The organism is Candidatus Villigracilis vicinus, from assembly GCF_016702885.1.
Taxonomy (GTDB): domain Bacteria; phylum Chloroflexota; class Anaerolineae; order Anaerolineales; family Villigracilaceae; genus Villigracilis; species Villigracilis vicinus.
The window spans coordinates 220326-240517 of sequence record NZ_JADJDD010000025.1 but is presented as its reverse complement, the minus strand read 5'-3'; the positions used below and the strand labels follow the sequence as shown (position 1 = coordinate 240517).

Below are 20192 nucleotides of genomic sequence, written 5' to 3'. Positions count from 1 at the left end.
TAACTATTTGCGCTTCGACTTGACAGCGGTTTTGGATTTGACGGCAGTCTTGACAGCGGATTTCTTCGCCGCCGCTTTCTTAACCGGAGCTGCTTTTGCCTTCGTGGCAGCTTTCTTTCCCTTTGAAGAAGGAGCAAGTGCTGCTTTTTTCTGCTTGCCGCCTGTTGGTTTTTCGTACTTGGCAAGGATGCCTTCTCGAACCCATTTGGCTGCAGCGGGAAGACCATCGTGATAGGCAACTGATTTGAATTTCATCGCAAATTGCGGATACTCAGTGTAAAGGATTTGCAGCATCTGTGCATCGCGGTTCATTTCGACCACAAAGATCTGATCGTGGCGTTCAATGAATTCATCCACTTCCTTTGTGAAGGGGATGGCACGTACGCGCATAAATTCAGATTTGATGCCATGTTCTTTTTCGAGCTGAGATTGTGCTTCGAAGATCGCATTCTCCGTTGAACCATAGGCAAGGATGCCGACTGAAGCGTCCCGGTTTCCGTGTAGAACCGGAGCAGGTACATATTGCTTGGCAGTGATCTGTTTTCGGGCGAGGCGTTCCATGTTCTGAATATAAACATTTGAATCCTCGGTGTATTTGGCGTATTCATCGTGACCGGTTCCACGGGTGAAGTACGAGCTGAGCGGGTGCTTATTGCCAGGAAAAGTGCGGTAGGGAATGGCGTCGCCATCTTTATCGAGGTAGCGTCCCCAATTGCCTTTGAGTTCTTCGATATCTTTTTCCCACAGGATCTTGCCGCGATCCATGGGCGTTTCAGGGTATTCGAATGGCTTGCTCATCCACTGGTTCATGCCCATATCGAGGTCGCTCAGAACGAAGACCGGGGTCTGAATGCGTTCAGCTACATCAAAGGATTTCCAGCCGAATTCAAAACATTCAAAAACATCACCCGGCAACAAGATGACGGAGTGTGAGTCACCGTGCCCGATGAAGTAGGTAAAGCTTAGGTCGCCTTGCGAGGTGCGGGTCGGCAAACCGGTACTAGGACCAATTCGCTGCACATCCCAGATCACCACGGGAACTTCGGCATAGTATGCCAGACCTGCAAATTCGGTCATCAACGAAAGACCCGGACCCGAGGTGGAGGTCATGGCGCGCAGACCTGTCCAGCCAGCGCCGATCGCCATACCAAGGGCGGCGAGTTCGTCTTCTGCCTGAACGATGGCATAGGTATGTTTGCCGTCTTCGCGTTTGCGTAGAACGGGTAAATAATCATTCAAGGCTTCTGCCAGTGAAGTAGCCGGAGTAATGGGGTACCAGCCTGCAAATTGCACACCGCCGAAAATAGACCCAAGCGCACCGGCCGTATTGCCGTCCGACATGATCATGCCCTCGGTCTTGTTCATATGTTCGAGATAGAACGGATCTTTCTTTTCCAGGTTGGCGGCAGCCCATTCAGCGCCAGCTTTCAAAGCATTAAAGTTCATATCGATCGGTTTCTGTTTGCCTTTGAAGTGGAAGTTCAACGCGGTACGGATGGTCTCAAAGTCAATCCCGATGATCTGGGCAAGCACGCCGACATAAACCATGTTGCCGACCAGCTCGCGGAAATCAGTCGGGACATTCGGGTCGTTCTTCACGATGGATTTGATCGGCATCGGGTAAATGGCAACATCCACGCGAGTGATGGGCTGTTTGATATCATCCGCGTAGAAAAAAGCGCCGCCCGGCGTAACAGACGCAAGGTCCTTGGCAAACGAATCGGGGTTCATCGCAATAACGATGTCACTGGTCTCTTTGCGCGCGATGAAACCATCTTTATTAACTCGAATGGTATACCAGGTGGGCAAGCCTTGAATATTTGAGGGAAATAAGTTCTTGCCTGAAACCGGAATGCCCATCTTGAAAACAGAGCGCAGGATTGTATTGTTGGCAGTTGAACTGCCTGAACCGTTCTTCGTGCCAACGGTGATCGAAAAATCGTTCACTATCTTATTCATGGAGCTCCTCTATTTAGTGTCTTCATCAAGACCTGGGTAAAACTATCCTGGTAATGATGAATAATTTTTTATTATGGACGGTGATACAGAAGGTCTGTATGACGCACGAGCGCCTCATACCCGACCTCGAACTTGCCATTGCAAATCGACTCCACCATCACTTGATGGTATCGCCATACTTCTTGTAAATATTCGTAGCTTCCAGCGAACACATTTAAACCCACTGCCTCGTAGGCTTCCCAGTACGCCTCAAGCACACCGATCACAAAAGGATTATCTAGGTTTTTGAAGATCGTGAGATGAAGTTTGCGATGCTCTTCATGTGGAACTTGCACCGGAGTTCCGCCCAGTTTTTCCCACGCACGTGCGATCAGTGTATTTAATTCCGCCATATCTTCCACGGTCAGCAATTTGACAGCTTCATACCAATACGCCGCTTCAAGATGATTGCGCATTTCAGCGAATTTACGGAAGTGTTCATCGTTGAGTGCCAGCGCGTATCCAAGGCTTTGCCGGATGGCTGGCGTGAATGAATATGTTAGGCGTCTCGTACCTGTCTTTTGACGAACCTCTACAAACCCAAGTGCACGCGCCACCTCGAGTTGTTCGCGTAAAGATGCCAGACTGATATTTAATTCGCGGCTAAGTTCGTTTAAAGAGGGGAGTTTGTCGTCTGCTTCAGGATGTGAAGCCAGATAACGCAGGAATTCGGAAATATTAGGGGAGATTCGTTCACGCAACATAAAAGTTGATTAATCCGATTAATCATATTTTACGCCTCTAGTTAGTGTAATGTCAAGGAATTAAGGTTAAGAATTCAGTTAGGAACGGGAACCTTTGCGGCTAAATTTAAGCATAAAAAAAACGCTCTCCTAAGTTTGAGAACGGTTTTTTACACGATATTTTTATGCGATGTTTATGAAATCTTCTTGCCAATTAAACCCGAAATGATCAGGGCAACTCCGATGCCGCCCGCGACGCCGGCAGCCTGTCCGGCTGTTTGAACCACCATGGCTGGATCGTTAGATTGAGTGGCAAGTGCTGACAGGGAAATAAAAATCACAATAGCGACCACGATCAAGAAAACACCGGCAAGTACAAATCTCCAATTTCTTTTTCTCATTACATTCTCCTGGTATCTAATATTGGCTATGAATTTATAAGTAAATACTTTTCACAAGTACGCATTGGCTATTCTATGATTCTCACAAATTTATATTCTGCTTTCGCGCCGCTTGGGTCAGTTAGGGTAAAGGTGTCGGGAAAGATCGGTGTTGGAGGGGGAGGGGATGCGATTTCCTTGAAGTTATTACAGACTGCCACTCCTTTGTGAATGTAAGCCATCCAACCGCTGTCTGTCAAATTGACTCCGTCCACGGATGTGACGTGCAGCCATTTATCGCCTTTCTTGACTTCGTTTCCATCCGCTGTTGCTTCCCAAACCTCATCCCCAACGATCAGTTGACTACGATTGTAGGATGCGATAACGGCGGCAAAAGTGTTGTGGTCTGCACGCATACGCGTACCGTTGTTGATTGGGGTCATGCTGTATTGGGTCATGAAACTCTCCTATATTCGACGAGGGTATTCCCGAATTTGGCGATCAAAGTGGCTTGAACTTGTGACGTTGGGTAGCGGGCAAGAAAATCAGCTTCTGTACCGTTGAAGTAGCTCAGGTCGATATCTTTGCTTTCAACACCAAAAAGTGCCCCATCGCCATTTGAAGTGAACTGCCAGTAGGTCCAGTCATCCCAAATAGGCGGAACGAGCGGTTCGGTCGGGTTATACCAGGCGATCCATAGTGGATATTGGGCAAAGTATTTCACACCGGCGGCAAATTCCTGAAAATAATAGTAGCCGGTATATACCCCCAGCTTTTTTTCTGGCAGAAGCGCGCGAATGCGTTCCATGAAGTCGAACCAGTTACGCCAGCCTCCGTACGGACCCCCATAGCGGTCTTCGAAATCACCCCACATTTCCATTTCACCTGGGTCATCCCCCATGACTTCCACCCACTTTTCTGCCTGGCGTTTGGGGTTAACGCGACTGTCGTAGAACCAGTAGGCACCACGTACAAGACCAGCCTGCTTGGCATTCTTCCACGATGTTTTGAAGACTTTATCTTCGAATGACCCTTGTCCAGCACGGATGATGACCCCTCTGGTCATTTCTGTCATTTTGACAAAGTTGATACCTGATGGGGTTGTGGGGTCATCCTGCCAGAAACTAATGTCGGGCAGTTTGAAGTTTGTGAGGAATTGAGTCCTCTGTGGTTGGATGATTGGCTTGGGTTGATAGGGCTGCTTTGTCATGGTTTTGGACAATTATATATCATCCCAACTCTTTGAGCATAAAAAAACACCGCAGAAAATATGGATGGCGCAATGGAGATCATTCCGACTTCCTTATTCTCTGCGGCGGTGAATTCGTGTGAAATATTTTTGTTAGTTGTTCAGTGCGCCTTGGTTTACCCAGTCTCTAATGATCTGAATTTCTTCTGGAGTAAGTTTTTGTCCGCGGTTGGGCATTTTGCCTCGTTCGATCAATTGCACAAGCAAGCTGTTATCTGCATTGCCCGGGGTGAGAACCGGTCCATTGAAAGATCCTGCCAAATTAGCATCATAGGTGCGCATATCCAATCCTTCTTTTTTCGATTCTACGCCGTGGCACTTAATACATTTTGCTTCAAATATGGGCATTACATTGCTTGCGAAACTGATTTGACCTGTTACTGATGCTTCTGTTGCCGGGGCTTCAGTAGCAACCGTTGTTTCAGTGGCTGCAACAGTAGGGATGGCTGTTTCTGTAGGTGCAGGGGGAAGTGTTGGTTGGGTGACGGTTTCGGTGGGTGGGACAGGTGTGGGCGGAGTCTGAGCGGCGCTTCCTCCACACGAAGTCAGAAATACGAGAGCCAATAGAATCAATACAGGTAAAGTATATTTGTTCATGTCTAGAGTTCCTTTTGCGATTTTTTTGGAATGTAAGCGATAATAACAAGAACTGGATGAAGAAATTGTGTGAATTCTTACGATGCTTTAAGACCTGTGACATTTTGCGCAAGAAAGGTATAATCAGGACGCCTCGCAAGAGGAATCAATTCACTTCAAGGCTGAGTATGATCGGTGTATTTACACTTCCCAACGAATATTGGTTAAACCTTCAGGTAACACCCCAAGATGTAGAAAATTTGCATACGATTCTCTTTGAACGAGAGACCCCGCTCACAACGGGTGACCTCGTTTCTGAGTTCGTCGAGGCGCGCATCCAGTTCGAACGTAAAGCGGCCGAGAACAAACAGAAATCCGCTGGCAAACCGTTTTTGCCAAAGGAAAAATATTCCGCTGGTACCGAGCTCGTCTTCCCGGCGCTTGGCTGGCAGAAGGGCAAAGTCGCTTCTGTACGGGCAGGTGTGAATCCGGCTGTAGGCGAGTTTGATGTTATCGCGGTCGAGTTTGAAGACGAATCGCAACGTATGTTTGCTGCAGGTCTGGCTGCACATGTGTTAAATGATGAGCCGCTTGTAAAGCCGGAAAGCGATGATGTGAGTTCTGCGCTTATCATCACTGAGCACGGTAAGTCGATCCGAAAAAAACTGGAGCAGGCATTTGTTGACGATGAGGGGTTAGTCAAGATTGCTGGAAGTTGGTTTCCGCGAGCACTGTTGATCGACATTAATGAGGGACAGTTAAACTTGGTCGAAGCCATTTTGGATATGGCAGGCGGCGAACCATTGACCACTGCCGAATTAATGAAAGATTCAGACCTGCCGACGAGCGAGAGCCCTAAATTGGTTGAATTTTCCTTGAATTATGCATTGCAGGATGACGACCGATTTGATGAAGTGGGACCAGTTGGGCAGGTACTTTGGTGTTTGCGCCGCCTAGAACCGGATTTTGTGCGGGATGTTCCTCCTCCGCTGCAATATTTGGATGTCTCTCATGATCGCAATGTACTAACGCCTGAAATGCTGGCGTTGGAAGCGCAACTCGATGACGAATTGACCATACATGAGATCGATTCGCAAGAAGATGTCTCGGCTGTTAACATTACCTTGATATACCCGCACCTGCGAGCCGGGACGTTGCCCGTTTCACAACGGACGCGTAAACTTTTCCCGACCGCGTATGAAACTCCGCGTGTGCGTTTTACACTTGTCGATGGAAAGACCAAGCAGCGCATTCCCGCCTGGGTTGTGTTGGAACATGGATATGTCTTTGGGCTGCGTGAGTGGTACAAGGCACATCAGTTGATCCCCGGCTCATTGGTTCAGGTTCGTAAAGGGGAAAACCCTGGCGAAGTTATTGTAGAGGCGAAAAGCCAGCGTTCGTCAAAGGATTGGGTGCGCACGGTTATGGTTGGCTCAGATGGCGGTTTTGTTTTTGCCACACTCAAACAGCCCATTACTGCCGAATTCAATGACCGCATGGTTGTGCATGTGCCAGATTTCAAAGCGCTTGACCCGATCTGGGAAAAGAAGCGCTCTTTTGAGGACCTGTTATTAATGGTGATGCGTGAATTATCCAAATCAAACCCGCAGGGACATGTCCATGCGCAGGAGTTGTACGCAGCGGTCAACCTGGTGCGGCGAGTTCCGCCTGCGCCGATCTTTGCTGAGCTGGAATTGAATCCCATTTACAAGCATGTTGGCGATCTGCATTTCCGTCTGGATGAAGAGGCGGCGTTATGAGTCTGTTAAAACCGAATGCAAAAACCCCTTTTCATATCGATTTTGAATGGTGGAAGCAAAATGAAGGCGACTGGCACATTTTCCTGCGTTCGTTCCTTTGCGCTGAGCATCAGGAAGCCTTTGCGAACGTGGAAGAAGGGGATTTGATCGATTGGGTCGACCCGCGTACTGCCGAAGTAAAACCCGTGGACGGTGTGCAGCATGCATTGATGACTCATTGTGCGCAGCTGCCCGAATTTGTAGACCAACGCACGGCAGTGGTTGAAGCGATCTTCCGTATGTTTTTGGCAAATGGGAATATACCCATGTCTTCTGAAGAATTAAGCAAGAAACTTGGCAAGCCAGCAGATACGATCCTGCGTACAATAGCAGGTCCACGCGTGTACCGTGGGTTGCGACCAATCCTTAGCCTTCAGCCCACTGAGCCTGCATAGTCGGGTAAAATGTAGAAAATTGCCCCCGTAGCTCAATGGACAGAGCACCTGCCTTCTAAGCAGGTTGTTGGGAGTTCGATCCTCTCCGGGGGCGCACTATTATCGGCGATCGTTATTGGAGGTACCCATGCCAACCGTGGTGCGAAAAACACGAGAGACTCTCATGGAAGTGCGGCGGGGCATCCTCCACTCGGTGAGCTGGCAGGTTAAGTCCAGCATTTGGGACCCTCCAACCGATGTCTATGAAACTGAAGAAGTATTTGTCATTCGTGTAGAAATCGCAGGAATGCGCGAAGAAAATTTCGACGTTTCCGTTCAAAACGACACTCTGTATATCACTGGCTTTCGCCACGACTTCCCCGCAAAACGCGCAGTTCATCAAATGGAGATACGATCAGGAAGGTTTGCGTCTGTTGTGCGGCTTTCCGCCCCGGTAGATGTTGAACATGCGCTTGCGGAATATCAAGATGGTTTTTTGACCATCACCCTCCCAAAAGAGACACAAGAACAAGGGTAAACATTCGATGCCTGCTCAAAAATGGCAATCTGGTTTGCAGAATTTTTTACAATTGATGGGTGAAATGGATGACGATTTTTCGAAACATTTCATGACCTCTTTCTTTTCCCAGCTCCAGAAAAAGGACGACGGCTCAAGCGAGCCGCAATCTGAGAACAGCGGAGACAAAACACCTTTGCCCGATACTTTACCCATCCTGCCTTTGCGGGGTGTGGTCGTTTACCCGAACACCGCTGTTCCGCTGACGGTTGGGCAGGCGCGTTCCATCAAACTGGTGGATGATGTCGTTGCTGGTGATAAGTTGGTGGGGCTCGTTGCTGCGCTGGATCCCGAAAAGGAAACCCCGGGTCCAAATGAGTTGTATCGGGTGGGTACGATAGCCACCGTTCATCGTTTGCTTCGCGCGCCGGATGGAACCGTCCGTTTGTTGGTGCAAGGCATGGAGCGTTTTCGTTTGGGTGAATTTGTGGAAGAAGAACCCTATCTCAAAGCGAAGATTATCCGCGCCCCTGAGTCTGATGAAAAAAATCTAGAAACCGATGCGCTTGCGCGCAATGCCCGTGATCAGTTCCAGGCGATCACGCAGATGATCCCTTCCTTTCCGGAAGAGTTGGCAAGTTCCATCCTTTCGCTCGAAGACCCCTTGCAAACCGTTTATACCATCGCCAATTTCCAACGCATCGAATTGAAGGATGCGCAGGAAATCCTGCAGATCGATTCGGTCTATGACAAGTTAAAGAAATTGATCGGCTTGCTGGTACGTGAGGCTGAGGTTTTGACCATTGGTCAAAAGATCCAAAATGAAGCACGCGGCGAGATCGAAAAAGTTCAACGTGATTACTATCTCCGTGAACAGATGAAAGCCATTCAGCGCGAATTGGGGGAGCGTGACGAGCAATCAGAGGAGATCGACGAATTCCGCAAAAAGATCGAAGAGGCAAAAATGCCTGAAGAAGCGGATAAACAAGCCAAACGTGAGTTGGATCGGCTTTCGCGCCTGCCTTCGGCGGCAGCTGAATACGGCGTCATCCGCACTTATCTTGATACGATGGTGGCGTTGCCATGGTCTGCAGGTACACAGGATAATCTCGATATTGCCCATGCCCGTCAGGTATTGAATCAGGATCATTTTGGTTTGGAGGATGTGAAGGATCGCATCCTTGAATTCCTTGCCATTCGAAAACTGCGGCTTGACCGCGCCAATGACAAGAAGGAAGAATCGACCGACCTCATTCGCCGTGAACGCGAAGGCGTGATCTTGTGCTTTGTTGGACCTCCCGGCGTGGGCAAGACCTCGTTGGGGCAATCCATTGCTCGCGCCATGGGGCGTAAGTTCATCCGCGTTTCCCTTGGCGGGGTGCGTGATGAAGCCGAAATTCGCGGTCACCGTCGTACGTACATTGGCGCCATGCCGGGGCGTATTCTGCAATCTCTGCGGCGCATTGGGACGAAAAACCCAGTCTTCATGCTCGATGAAGTGGATAAGTTGACCAATGATTTTCATGGTGATCCGTCTTCTGCCCTGCTTGAAGTGCTCGATCCGGAACAAAACGGCGAATTCCGCGATAACTATCTCGAAGTGGCGTACGACCTATCCCAGGTTTTCTTTATTGCTACTGCGAATACGTTGGAGTACATCCCCGGTCCATTGCGTGATCGTATGGAGATGATCTATCTCTCGGGATACACCGAGACTGAAAAGATGCAGATCGCACGCGGGTATTTGATTCCTCGACAGATCCGCGAGAATAGCTTGCGCAAGAATGAAGTCGCTTTCAATGATGAGGCGCTGAAGATGATCATCCGCCGATACACCCGTGAAGCGGGTGTGCGCAATTTGGAACGCAAGATCGGTGCAGTTTGCCGCAAGGTGGGTACTCACATTGCGGAAGGCAAAAAGAAAAAGTACAGCATCAACCCAAAGGTGGTCGAAGACTTCCTTGATAACCCCATTTATTTGGGACCAGAAGAATTGAATAAACGTACCTCCATTCCCGGTGTTGTCCCCGGGCTGGCATGGACTTCCTTCGGCGGTGATATTTTATTGGTTGAAGCCACATCCATGCCGGGGGGCAGGGGGTTCCAGATCACCGGTTCCATTGGTAATGTCATGCAAGAATCGGCACGTGCTGCGCTTTCCTATGTCCGCTCGCGTTCCAATTCACTTGGTATCCCGCACGAGTATTTTGATAAGCATGATATCCACATGCATGTTCCGGCTGGTTCCCAGCCCAAAGACGGTCCCTCTGCTGGAGTGACTATGGCAACTTCACTGGTCTCACTCATCTCTGGGCGCAAGGTTAGCCCGCAGGTCGGCATGACCGGTGAGATCACCTTGCGAGGTCAGGTCTTGCCGATCGGCGGCGTCAAGGAGAAGGTGCTGGCGGCACATCGCAGCGGATTGACAACGGTCATTCTTCCAAAACAAAACGAAAACGACCTCGACGATGTTCCTGACGAAATTCGTAACTCAATGAAGTTCGTGTTTGCTGAAACTGTGGAAGATGTTTTTAAAGCCGCATTGGAAAAACCAAAGAGCAAGAAAAAGCCGACAAAGAAGGCAGCTAAACCCAATATAAAGAAAGCAAAAAAGAATGCCAAAGCAAAAAGTGCTCCTCGCTGAAGATGATTACACCATGGTATCCCTGCTAAAAACCCTCCTCAAGATGGAGGGGTATGAGGTTATAGCCCTTGATGCGGAGGATGATGTCATACAGGCTGTGCGGTCTGTTAAACCAGATTTGCTTCTTATGGATGTTCACCTGTTCAGCCAAAATGGATTGGACATCCTCGACAAAATACGGGAAGCAGGCGATACCAGCAGCCTCCGTGTGTTAATGTCATCTGGCGCTAATGTCAAGGACGAATGTCTTAATCACGGCGCCAACGGCTTTCTCATGAAGCCTTATATGCCGGACGACTTATTCAAACAACTCAAAAACGTCTTATCCATATGAACCCCGCTGCCTGCATTCGCGAATTTTCCTTTGAAGAGGATTACGACCGGGTATTGACTCTCTGGAAAAGCATAGAGGTCGGAATGCAGGTGGAACGTTCAGATACTCCTGAAGAGATCAAACGAAAGATCGATCGCGACTCGGACCTTTTCCTTGTGGCGGAAGTTCGTAATGAAATTATTGGAACCATCATTGGTGGTTTCGATGGGCGGCGAGGTATGATTTATCACCTTGCTGTACAACGGGAAATGCGCAAACAGGGCATCGGAGCTGCACTACTTGCGAAAGTGGAAGAGCGCCTGCAAGCCAAAGGCTGCCTCAAGGTTTACCTATTGGTTGTGGATGATAACCTTCCGGCAATGCGTTTTTATGAAGAATGCGGTTGGACTCAGATGAAACACGATCTGGTCTTTGCAAAGGAATTTTAATGACGATTCGATTTGGGATCATAACCCTCTCTGACCGTTCCGCCCGCGGTGAGCGGGAAGACCTCTCTGGTCCTGCTCTCGCCTCCTTTTTGCAAGCCGAAAATTGCCTCGTCTTAATGCAACTGATCCTCCCCGATGATGAATCAGCACTGCGCCAAACCTTGAGCGAATGGGCGGATAGCGGTAAATTCGATGTCATACTCACAACAGGGAGTACTGGCTTTGCTCCAAGAGATATTGCCCCCGAAGCCACACGTTCGGTCATTCAAAAAGAAGCACCCGGACTTGCAGAAGTGATGCGTGCCGAAAGCCTTAAAAAAACCAAACATGCCATGCTTTCCCGTGCAATGGCTGGGATCCGTGCCCGGACGCTCATCCTCAACCTTCCAGGCAGCCCCAAAGGTGCTGTAGAAAATCTCGAATTTGTGTTTCCAGTCATCTCACATGCCGTTCAATTATTAAGTGATGACCCGAATTCTGAAAAGTCTCATTGAATCAGACGATTAAACAACAGTGCCCCGCAGGTTCTCCTGCGGGGCACTGTTGTTATTATTTGAAAATATACTTTAGGTCACCGTCTTCAACAGACTTCCAATATTGCGGATTGGGACTCAGTGTCATTCCCTCATCCGTCCAGTCGGTGATGACATATTGTCCGCTTGAAATGATGGTGCTTTCACGGGTTCCATAGGCAGGGTTGTTCAAGGAAGCCGAACTGAGGATCGTGAAAGCAGGTTCCGTCAGATATGTTAGCAATTCCGGTTCAGGGCGGTTCAGGTGGACGATAAAGGTATTATTATCCACGATCTGCACACCGTCTACTTGTGATTTTTGGCGGTTGTTCGCGTCCCTTTCGCCGTTGAATGCCAGGAAAAGCTTTAACCAGGTTGGGTAATTCCCGTCACCATGCAGCGGATTTTGCGGTTCGAACCAGCGGTTGAAATTTTGCTCGATCACTTCAACTGTGATCAGGGAGCCATCACTGAAAGCGGCATCTGAGCGGAGTTCAAATATATAATCCAATTCATCATCTGAGATGACCCACGAGAACGCAATGCCCGGCTGGATGGTCCCATCTGCACCGAGAGTAACGAGCCCTTCATAAAGGTTTCGGCTGACAAGCAAAGAATCTGAATCCTCGGTTTTTGCAGGGTCAAGCGTAATGTTTTTGTTAATAACGATCGTTGTTTCAACCTGCACAGTGGCATCTGCCGGGGGGGGCTGGGTAGGATCGGTCACGGTGGAGGCGTCTGTTTCTTTGGGTCCGCAGGCAGTTAAAAGTAACATTGCGGCTGCCAGGAGAATAAATCCTTGGGTTATAGTTTTATTATTCATCGTAGGCTCTCATTCCTTATGGTTGGTTGGGGTAAAAAAACCGTATTGAAATCTCAATGTATTCTAGCGTAATTCTGCTGGTGAGAGAATATAATAATCTGGTAAATTTGTAACCCCGTTTGGGGGGAAGTTTTTCGACCCATTTCTGCACGTTTAAGCGACAAGGTTAGTGAGCGCAGGATTTTATTGCGTTGTGATTTTTTGTTACCTTTTTAAAGTTTGGTACCTCAAGAGGTTAAGATGTTCGCGAAAATAAAATTCACCAGTTTTTTAAATGTTCTATCAGCATTAGTAATTCTATCGTTGCTGCTGACTTCGTGCGCCCCGGTTGTGGGGCTGGAAGGTACCGGCGGTCAGGAAGAAGTGCCGCCAACCGAGGCTCCTGTTGTTGAGCCGCCGGCACCGACCGAACCCCCGGTCGTTGAAGCACCTCCAACTGAGGCACCCCCAACCGAGGCACCACCTCCAACTGAGGCACCACCCCCAACTGATGCACCGACAGAAGCTCCTGCAGCGGCAACGGCTACGTCAACGCCTACACCTACGGCTACAACTGATCAGGCTGCTGCGCAGGCGGGGCAGTCTCAAGGCGGCGCAAACCAGAATTTGCCGCCGACTAGTACGTCTACCCCAACCCCGACCTCTGTTAATTCGGCGCAGAACAATCAGGGCGCAGCCCCTGCTGCTGTTGTTTCTGATCCGTATGTTGGATTGGGGGTAGCCTGTAATAATGACCTTTCCGCAACGTTCACTATTACAAATATTGGCGGACCGCTGTCTGGCGGGACGTATACTGTTTCTGAGCCCGGAAAGTCTCCGGTGACTTCTGTACTTAATTTGAACACTAACCAGAGTATTTCCTTTAATGCTGCCGGGAACGCCACCGTTACTGTAAATTATTCCACGTCGGAATTGGATAATGTCAACTTGCAGGCGGTTGGCACTTGTTTGCCGTTGCCGACAAACACGCCAACTTCCACACCGACCAGTACAAGAACGCCAGGATCCTCCGCCACCCCAACACCAACACGGACCACGGCGCCGACCGGCACTCCTACAAATACCAAAACATCCACACCTACGAAGACAGCCAGCCCAACCAATACGGCTGGACCTTCACCGACGCCTACCAATACCAAGACATCAACGCCAACTAAGACTCCCAGACCAACAAACACCCCGACTCTTACGAATACGCCGGGTCCTTCACCGACACCGACCAACACCAAGACGCCGACGCCGACCAGAACCCCCAAGCCGACGAACACTCCGACGGTTACCAATACGGCTGGACCTTCACCGACGCCGACCAACACTAAGACACCGACACCGACTAAAACCACCAAGCCGACGAACACCCCGACGGTTACCTTCACGCCAACGAATACAACGGCTCCTACCTTTACGCCGACATTCACGTTTACACCTAGCGCTACTGCAACCCCGGTGGATGGTCAGTTGGATTTGAAGGTCTTCTGTAATACCGACCAGACCGCCACCTTCCTGATCACGAATATTTCCGGAAGCGTCAGTGATGGTACCTATTCGTTGTCAGACCCAGTGAGCACTGGTCCCGTTGATATTCTGCCTGGAGCATCTGTGACCGTGCGTGGTGCTGGCAATGCCACCATGCGAGTTACGTATCGAACCTCATTCCTTTCCTCTGTGACATTGAATGTGACCGGCTCGTGCTCGCGCAGACCGACAGCCACCCCAACCAGTACAGCCACTGCCACCACCCCGACCGCCACCAGTATTCAGCCTGCTGCGTTCAGCATTCAGGGTTCATGCAGTGATGTAAACATTGGAACTGCCACCTTTGTTGTTACCAACACTGGCGGCGATATGACCAAGCCTTACACCTATACCGTCACTGATGCGAGCGGCGCTGTAGTGAATACGGGCACGATTAACTTGCAAGCAGGTCAAAGTACAACGATTACTGTGACAGGAAATTCGACCTCTTACACCCTGGCTTCACAGGACGATTCTTCTTTGACCAAATTGGCGGATATGACTGCGTGTCAGCCTCCAGCGCAAGCACCGATCGTTTTGGCGAGCCTTGATGTCAGCGGGGCTTGTACTGCGAACACCGGCGAAGCTACCTTTGTTGTTACCAATAAGGGTGCCGATATGACAACTCCTTATACCTATGTTGTCATTGATGCTAGTGGAACTCTGGCTACTTCAGGTACGATCAATTTGCTGGCGAATCAGAGCACTACGATCAAGGTCACTGGACAGTCGAATACCTATACGTTCTCAACCTCGAACGACAACACTTTGACCCGAGTAGTCGATATGACTGCCTGTGCGCCAGCTGCTGCGGCTCCTCTTGCACCGCCTGCAAACCTTGAAGTAACCGGCGTTTGTACCGCAAATACCGGTGAAGCCACTTTTGTTGTAACCAATAAAGGTGCAGACATGACAACTCCTTATTCTTATGTTGTCATTGATGCCAATGGCGCCCTGGCGCACTCCGGCACGATCAACCTGCTCGCCAATCAAAGTACTACGATAAAAATTACAGGTGCCTCGAGTTCCTATACCTTCTCGACGCCAAATGATGTCACTCTCACACGAGTTGCGGATATGACCGCCTGTGCGCCTGTGGCTGCAGCTGCTGTAGCCCCTCCGTTGCCCCCGCCTGCAGACCTTGCTATTACTGGTATTTGTACGGCGGTTGCTGGTGAAGCCACTTTTGAGATAAAGAATAACGGCACAGATATGGCAATTCCGTACCCCTATACCATCACCGATGCGACTGGTGCCGTGGTTCAAGCAGGGACAGTATCTCTGTTGGCAGGGCAGAGTATTAAACTCACAGTAAAGGGTGCTTCCTCCGGTTATACCTTTGCCACGCCAAATGATGCCAAATTGACCACCGTGGTGGACATGACTGCTTGTGTTCTCCCGCCTCCGCCGCCTCCCAGCATCTCGGCGAATGGGGTTTGTGTAGAGGCTGATATCGCCACCTTTAGCATCACGAATAACGGTGGTGACATGCCGGCAGCGTACAACTACGTCATCACCGACCAATCCGGAAAAGTGATCCAGAATGGAACCTTCCAGTTAAAGGCTGGAGAAAACCAAAAACTGACGGTAACCGGTAATTATGGTGTGCTGACACTTACTCTCTCTGATCCTTCTGGCACGACAGTGCGCACAGCAATGACCGACTGTGTTGAGCCAGACTTGACCGTTGCACCGGCTGAGCCGAGCATTTGTATCCAATGTTTGATCTTCCATACTTTCCGTGACGAGAACCTTGAAGTCTACCGTCTCGATGGAGTTGAAGGTCAACCTGGCTTCAAGCTTTACAATCTTTCGCAAGATGAAGCCGTGGATAGCCGCCCTAGTCGCGCCCCGAATGATTCCTGGGTTGTCTTCCAGAGTAACCGTGATGGGAATGTTGAACTGTACTATACCGATCTGCTTGGAAGCGGCGAGGCGACCCGTTTGACGGAAACACAGTCGAACAATACAAATCCGATGTATGCACCGGATGCACAGACCGTAGCCTTCCAAAGCGATAGGAACGGTAGCTTCGACCTGTTCACGATCGACCAACAGTCAGGCGAAGAAACGCAGTTGACGAGTGATCCTGCAGACGATGTCAATGCCTTTTACTCACCCGATGTGGAGAAACTGGTCTTCCAAAGTAATCGTAACGGAAATTGGGACCTCTTCGTCTTAAACGTTGAAACCGGTACAGAATTCCAGTTGACGAACTCCACAGCAGATGAAACCTTCCCGGCTTGGTCTTCGAACGGCAAGCAGATCGCTTTCATCTTGGATGAAGGTGGCGTGACTGACCTGTATGTGATCGACTTGGACGGAAGAAACCTGAGACGACTTACCACCGATGGCAAGACCGTCAACGCGGTCTGGTCGCCGGAGGGAGATCGCATCGCTTATCAGTCTGAACGCGATGGAAACCTGGATATCTATAGCTTTGACTTCAGGGATGATAAAGAATATCGTGTGACAGATTATGATGGTCGCGACTCTGGTCCGACTTGGGATTGTGGCGGCAGTAACCTGGCTTTCACTTCCATCCGTGACGGCGACCCGAACATCTTCCAGGTCTACTGGCAGGGCGGTTCGGCAGGCAATATGACCATCGACCCGGCAACGGATAAATGGTCGCAGTGGCGCCCAACAAATGACGTATCCAGTGTAGGCTATTAGCTTTCTCAAAAAAACAGACTCGTCCCGAAACTATGGTTTTGTGGGCGAGTCTGTTTTTGCGTCTGCACGTATTCTTGTTGGAGTCTATGATTAAATCGGGAAAATCATGGTTTGGATGATTATTAGAAATTTGAAAATGCCAATAGAGTCATCCTACCCAATTTTCGTTGCCAGTTGGTATAATCCGCCCGCTTCAAAAACATAAAAAAGGAAAGAAAACTGTATGATCGATGTAAACGAACTTCGTAAAGGCGTCACCTTCGAATTGGACGGCAACCTGTATAAAGTGGTGGACTACAGCCACAACAAGACTGGACGCGGCAATGCCAATATCCGCATCAAAGCGCGCAACCTCATCAGCGGCGCGAACATTGAGCGCACCTTTAATTCAGGTCTGTCTGTGCAGGATGTTAGCCTTGATTTCGCCAATGTTTCCTATCTCTACAATGATGGCGACATGTATTATTTCATGGACAAGGAAACCTTCGAGCAGCCTGCCATTAAGCGCGAATCCCTTGGGGATAGCGCCCAGTTCCTTCAGGAAGGCATGGAAGTTAAATTAACCTTCTATAAAGGCGAAGCCATCGACGTGGAAATGCCCACCTCTGTGGATTTGAAGGTTGTTGAAGCAGAAATGGCGATTCGTGGCGATACCGCCACCGGTGTGACCAAGAAAGTCACCACCGAAACCGGGTTGACTGTACAATGCCCGAACTTCGTCAACGTTGGTGACACCATCCGCGTGGACACACGCACTGGCGAGTACGTTACCCGCGTCTGATCTATGAAGACTCCTGCCGGGCATGAATGCCCGCACTTTTACGGTGATTATTTCCGCGGCAAGAATGTGGAAGAATGCCGTTTGCTAAAGTCGCAAAACCAGGCTTGGTCGCCAGACCTATGCCGAACATGCCCGGTTCCTGTAATTTCGCGCGCGAATTCATGCCAGTTCATGAAGTTGAATATAGTGGTTGCCCGCCCATTGACCGCATTGTTCCAACGCCGTGTTCAAGTGCAGGCATATTGCGAGAAGTCGAAACAAAATGTTTCAGAACCTCAGGTGGGGTGTGGTGAATGCCATGCCCTGCCATTTAAGTTCGAAATAAAAGAAGATTAATCAAAAGGCTCCTAAAAGGAGTCTTTTTTTCCTAATGAAGCTGACACTCCTGCTCGATCTAGATGAAACCTTACTGAACACAAATCAGGATATATTTTTTCCTGCCTACCTTCAGGCATTATCCACCAATTTTGCATCCTTTTTAGATCCAAAACTGGTTATGCGTGCTCTCCTTTCCAGCATAGAAAAAATGAATCAGAATCAAGATGCAACCCGCTCATTGAAAGATGTATTCAGTGATGAATTTTGTCCGATGGTGGGAATGAGCCGGGAAGCACTCGATACTCACATCGATGATTTTTATAGCCGGGTCTTCCCGAGCTTGCGCGGGATCACCTCTCAAATTCCAGAGGTTCAACCTTTCGTGGATTGGGCTGTGGCTCAAGGGTATCGCTTGGTCGTTGCCACTGACCCGTTGTTACCCCGTCCTGCCACCCGGCAGCGCGTGCAGTGGGCGGGTTTGGAACCTGAGCAATTTGAACTTATTTCCACTTTTGAAGATTTTCATTTCCTAAAGAATTATCCCGCTTATTATGCCGAGGTGCTTGGTCGCATCGGCTGGCAGGATGGACCCGTCCTCATGGTGGGGAATGATATGGAACGGGATATCATGTCGGCGAGAAAGCTTGGGCTGGCAACATTTTTTATCGAAACAGAATCCGGCTCAACGTCTGGATCTGAAGCGGGTCCGCGCGGCACATTAGCAGATCTACGCCGATATCTTGAAACCACTGATCTCGCATCCCTAACCCCGTCTCTTAAGGCGAAGGATGCGATCATGACCGTTTTCTCTTCCACACCAGCAGTTCTGGATGGGTTGTTGCGTAATTTAAGTACTGATGACTGGAAACGAAAATTATCTGCCAGCGAGTGGACTCTGACGGAGTTGATTTGCCATTTACGTGATACTGAACGTGAGGTTCATCTTATGCAATTGAAGTTATTCAGCGATAAAGATGAACCTTTTATTCCCCGTCCGGATACCAGCGTGTGGGCAAGTCAGCGAGATTATCTGCATGAGGATGGGCCAACTGCACTGCGGGAGTTTAATGACGCGCGACTTGCCACACTTGAAATTCTATACTCAACCCCTGCCGAAGGATGGGGACGCAAAGCTCGCCATGCCATCTTTGGTCCCACGGATTTTCGTGAAGTAGCCGGTTTTATGGCAGACCACGACCGAATGCATATTCACCAGGCGTGGGCGCTTTTGAAGAAAATGTAAAAATTTCCGCGTGTCCAAACCCTGTTTTTAGTGTTAATTAGGACAAGTTTGCTTGTCCTTTTTTGTTGCAAAAAACCCTTAAGGAGTATCTGTTAGATGAGAAAACGTGTAGTTGTTACTGGGTTGGGTTGTGTAAGCCCGGTAGGGAATAATGTAAAAGATACATGGAGCGCCCTTTTAGCTGGGAAATCTGGTGCGGCTCCTATTACGGCATTTGATGCCAGTGGTCATAAGACAAAGTTTGCAGCGGAAGTGAAAGGCTTTGACCCTGTGGCTTTGTTCGGCACACGCGAGGCACGCAAGATGGACCGCTTCACCCAATTTGCCACTGCTGCCGCACTGGAAGCGCTGGAACAATCAGGCTTGAAAATTGATGATTCGATCCGTGACCGGGTTGGGATTTTGATCGGCTCCGGCATCGGTGGTGTGATCACTACCATTGAACAATATGAAGTGATGAAAGAACGCGGACCGGAACGTGTCAGCCCTTTCCTCATTCCAATGATGATCTCCGATAGCGCGGCAGGGAATCTCGCCATTCGTGTCGGCGCTCGTGGACCTAACATGTCTCTGGCGACAGCCTGCGCCTCCGGCACGAATGGTGTTGGTGAAGCCGCTGAAATGATCCGCCGCGGTGCAGCAGATGTGATGATCGCTGGCGCTTCTGAGGCAGCAATCCATCCGTTGACCATGGCTGGCATGAATGTCATGACGGCGCTCTCCACCCGCAACGATGATCCTGAACGGGCTTCCCGTCCATTCGATAAAGACCGTGAAGGCTTTTTGATGGGGGAAGGTTCGGCGATCCTAATTCTCGAATCTTTGGAACACGCTCAGGCACGCGGCGCAACGATCTTATGCGAATTCTCTGGTTACGGTACTTCGGACGATGCTCATCATATTTCCGCTCCGGCGGAAAATGGTGCGGGCGCTGCCATTTCCATGAGTCTGGCTCTTCAGAATGCCGGTTTAGGTGTGGCAGATATTCAATATATCAATGCGCACGGTACATCCACTCAATTGAACGATAAAAGTGAGACGGCTGCGATCAAGACCGTTTTTGGTGAGCAGGCATATAAGCTTGCCGTGTCTTCAACTAAATCCATGACAGGGCATTTGCTGGGCGCTTCTGGTGCTTTGGAAGCAATGATCTCGACCCTGGCGATCTGTGACCAGATCATACCTCCAACCATAAATTACGAAACCCCAGACCCGGTTTGCGACCTGGATTATGTGCCCAACCAGCCGCGTAAAGCCAACATTACCAATGTCATGTCAAATTCATTTGGGTTTGGCGGGCATAATGCGACTTTGATCGTCAGTCGCTATCAATAAGGAGTAG

The 20192-nt window shown here is 49.5% G+C and carries 20 protein-coding genes and 1 tRNA gene; 13 read left to right on the top strand and 8 right to left on the bottom strand.

Features of this window, described 5'->3' with window-relative positions; genetic code table 11:
• Positions 1-3: 3 nt before the first annotated feature.
• From IPG80_RS17020 to IPG80_RS16995, 6 genes are all read right to left on the bottom strand, one after another.
• Complete coding sequence (locus tag IPG80_RS17020; RefSeq protein WP_345109301.1) at positions 4-1959, bottom strand: 2-oxoacid:acceptor oxidoreductase subunit alpha; 1956 nt, start codon at positions 1957-1959, stop codon at positions 4-6.
• Positions 1960-2030: 71 nt separating this feature from the next.
• Positions 2031-2702, bottom strand: a complete 672-nt coding sequence (locus IPG80_RS17015) for an FCD domain-containing protein (RefSeq protein WP_345109299.1) — start codon at positions 2700-2702, stop codon at positions 2031-2033.
• Between the two features lie 173 nt (positions 2703-2875).
• Positions 2876-3082, bottom strand: coding sequence for a hypothetical protein (locus tag IPG80_RS17010; protein ID WP_345109297.1), 207 nt, complete (start codon positions 3080-3082; stop codon positions 2876-2878).
• 68 nt (positions 3083-3150) lie between these two features.
• Positions 3151-3519, bottom strand: coding sequence for a hypothetical protein (locus IPG80_RS17005; RefSeq protein WP_345109294.1), 369 nt, complete (start codon positions 3517-3519; stop codon positions 3151-3153).
• Positions 3516-4271 carry a glycoside hydrolase family 25 protein gene (locus IPG80_RS17000; RefSeq protein ID WP_345109292.1) on the bottom strand — a complete coding sequence of 252 codons (756 nt, stop codon included), beginning with the start codon at positions 4269-4271 and terminating at the stop codon, positions 3516-3518. Before IPG80_RS17000 ends, IPG80_RS17005 begins: the two co-directional genes overlap by 4 nt.
• 132 nt (positions 4272-4403) lie before the next feature.
• Positions 4404-4907 (bottom strand): c-type cytochrome domain-containing protein, encoded by a 504-nt coding sequence (locus IPG80_RS16995; RefSeq protein WP_345109289.1) that lies wholly within the window; start codon positions 4905-4907, stop codon positions 4404-4406.
• 167 nt (positions 4908-5074) lie between these two features.
• On the opposite strand from IPG80_RS16995, the gene IPG80_RS16990 reads away from it, so the two are divergent.
• From IPG80_RS16990 to IPG80_RS16955, 8 genes are all read left to right on the top strand, one after another.
• Positions 5075-6646 carry a hypothetical protein gene (locus IPG80_RS16990; protein ID WP_345109285.1) on the top strand — a complete coding sequence of 524 codons (1572 nt, stop codon included), beginning with the start codon at positions 5075-5077 and terminating at the stop codon, positions 6644-6646.
• A complete protein-coding gene (locus IPG80_RS16985) occupies positions 6643-7080 on the top strand; it encodes a hypothetical protein (RefSeq protein WP_345109282.1) in 438 nt (145 codons plus the stop codon). The genes IPG80_RS16990 and IPG80_RS16985 overlap by 4 nt, the downstream gene beginning before the upstream one ends.
• 21 nt (positions 7081-7101) lie before the next feature.
• Positions 7102-7174, top strand: a tRNA-Arg gene (locus tag IPG80_RS16980).
• 33 nt (positions 7175-7207) lie between these two features.
• Entirely contained in the window at positions 7208-7597 is a 390-nt protein-coding gene (locus IPG80_RS16975) for an Hsp20/alpha crystallin family protein (RefSeq protein ID WP_345109279.1), read from the top strand.
• A 7-nt stretch (positions 7598-7604) separates the two neighbouring features.
• Entirely contained in the window at positions 7605-10220 is a 2616-nt protein-coding gene (gene lon, locus IPG80_RS16970) for an endopeptidase La (RefSeq protein ID WP_345109276.1), read from the top strand.
• Positions 10192-10554 carry a response regulator gene (locus tag IPG80_RS16965; RefSeq protein ID WP_345109273.1) on the top strand — a complete coding sequence of 121 codons (363 nt, stop codon included), beginning with the start codon at positions 10192-10194 and terminating at the stop codon, positions 10552-10554. The genes lon and IPG80_RS16965 overlap by 29 nt, the downstream gene beginning before the upstream one ends.
• On the top strand, positions 10551-10982 hold the full coding sequence (locus IPG80_RS16960) for a GNAT family acetyltransferase (protein WP_345109270.1): 432 nt from the start codon (positions 10551-10553) through the stop codon (positions 10980-10982). The genes IPG80_RS16965 and IPG80_RS16960 overlap by 4 nt, the downstream gene beginning before the upstream one ends.
• On the top strand, positions 10982-11476 hold the full coding sequence (locus tag IPG80_RS16955; RefSeq protein ID WP_345109267.1) for a MogA/MoaB family molybdenum cofactor biosynthesis protein: 495 nt from the start codon (positions 10982-10984) through the stop codon (positions 11474-11476). Before IPG80_RS16960 ends, IPG80_RS16955 begins: the two co-directional genes overlap by 1 nt.
• A gap of 55 nt (positions 11477-11531) precedes the next feature.
• Here the strand turns inward: IPG80_RS16955 and IPG80_RS16950 are convergent, their stop codons facing one another.
• Together IPG80_RS16950 and IPG80_RS16945 are read right to left on the bottom strand one after the other, a co-directional pair.
• Complete coding sequence (locus IPG80_RS16950; protein WP_345109264.1) at positions 11532-12317, bottom strand: ABC transporter substrate-binding protein; 786 nt, start codon at positions 12315-12317, stop codon at positions 11532-11534.
• A gap of 896 nt (positions 12318-13213) precedes the next feature.
• Positions 13214-13735 (bottom strand): hypothetical protein, encoded by a 522-nt coding sequence (locus tag IPG80_RS16945; protein WP_345109261.1) that lies wholly within the window; start codon positions 13733-13735, stop codon positions 13214-13216.
• Positions 13736-13775: 40 nt separating this feature from the next.
• Between IPG80_RS16945 and IPG80_RS16940 the strand changes: the two genes are divergently transcribed.
• The 5 genes from IPG80_RS16940 to fabF all read left to right on the top strand — a co-directional run bounded on the left by IPG80_RS16940 (position 13776) and on the right by fabF (position 20185).
• Positions 13776-16508 carry a DPP IV N-terminal domain-containing protein gene (locus IPG80_RS16940; RefSeq protein WP_345109258.1) on the top strand — a complete coding sequence of 911 codons (2733 nt, stop codon included), beginning with the start codon at positions 13776-13778 and terminating at the stop codon, positions 16506-16508.
• A 223-nt stretch (positions 16509-16731) separates the two neighbouring features.
• Positions 16732-17289 (top strand): elongation factor P, encoded by a 558-nt coding sequence (gene efp, locus IPG80_RS16935; RefSeq protein WP_345109255.1) that lies wholly within the window; start codon positions 16732-16734, stop codon positions 17287-17289.
• Positions 17290-17292: 3 nt separating this feature from the next.
• Entirely contained in the window at positions 17293-17625 is a 333-nt protein-coding gene (locus IPG80_RS16930) for a hypothetical protein (protein WP_345109251.1), read from the top strand.
• Positions 17626-17659: 34 nt separating this feature from the next.
• Complete coding sequence (locus IPG80_RS16925; RefSeq protein ID WP_345109248.1) at positions 17660-18850, top strand: DinB family protein; 1191 nt, start codon at positions 17660-17662, stop codon at positions 18848-18850.
• A gap of 96 nt (positions 18851-18946) precedes the next feature.
• Entirely contained in the window at positions 18947-20185 is a 1239-nt protein-coding gene (fabF, locus tag IPG80_RS16920) for a beta-ketoacyl-ACP synthase II (protein WP_345109245.1), read from the top strand.
• Positions 20186-20192 lie beyond the last annotated feature (7 nt).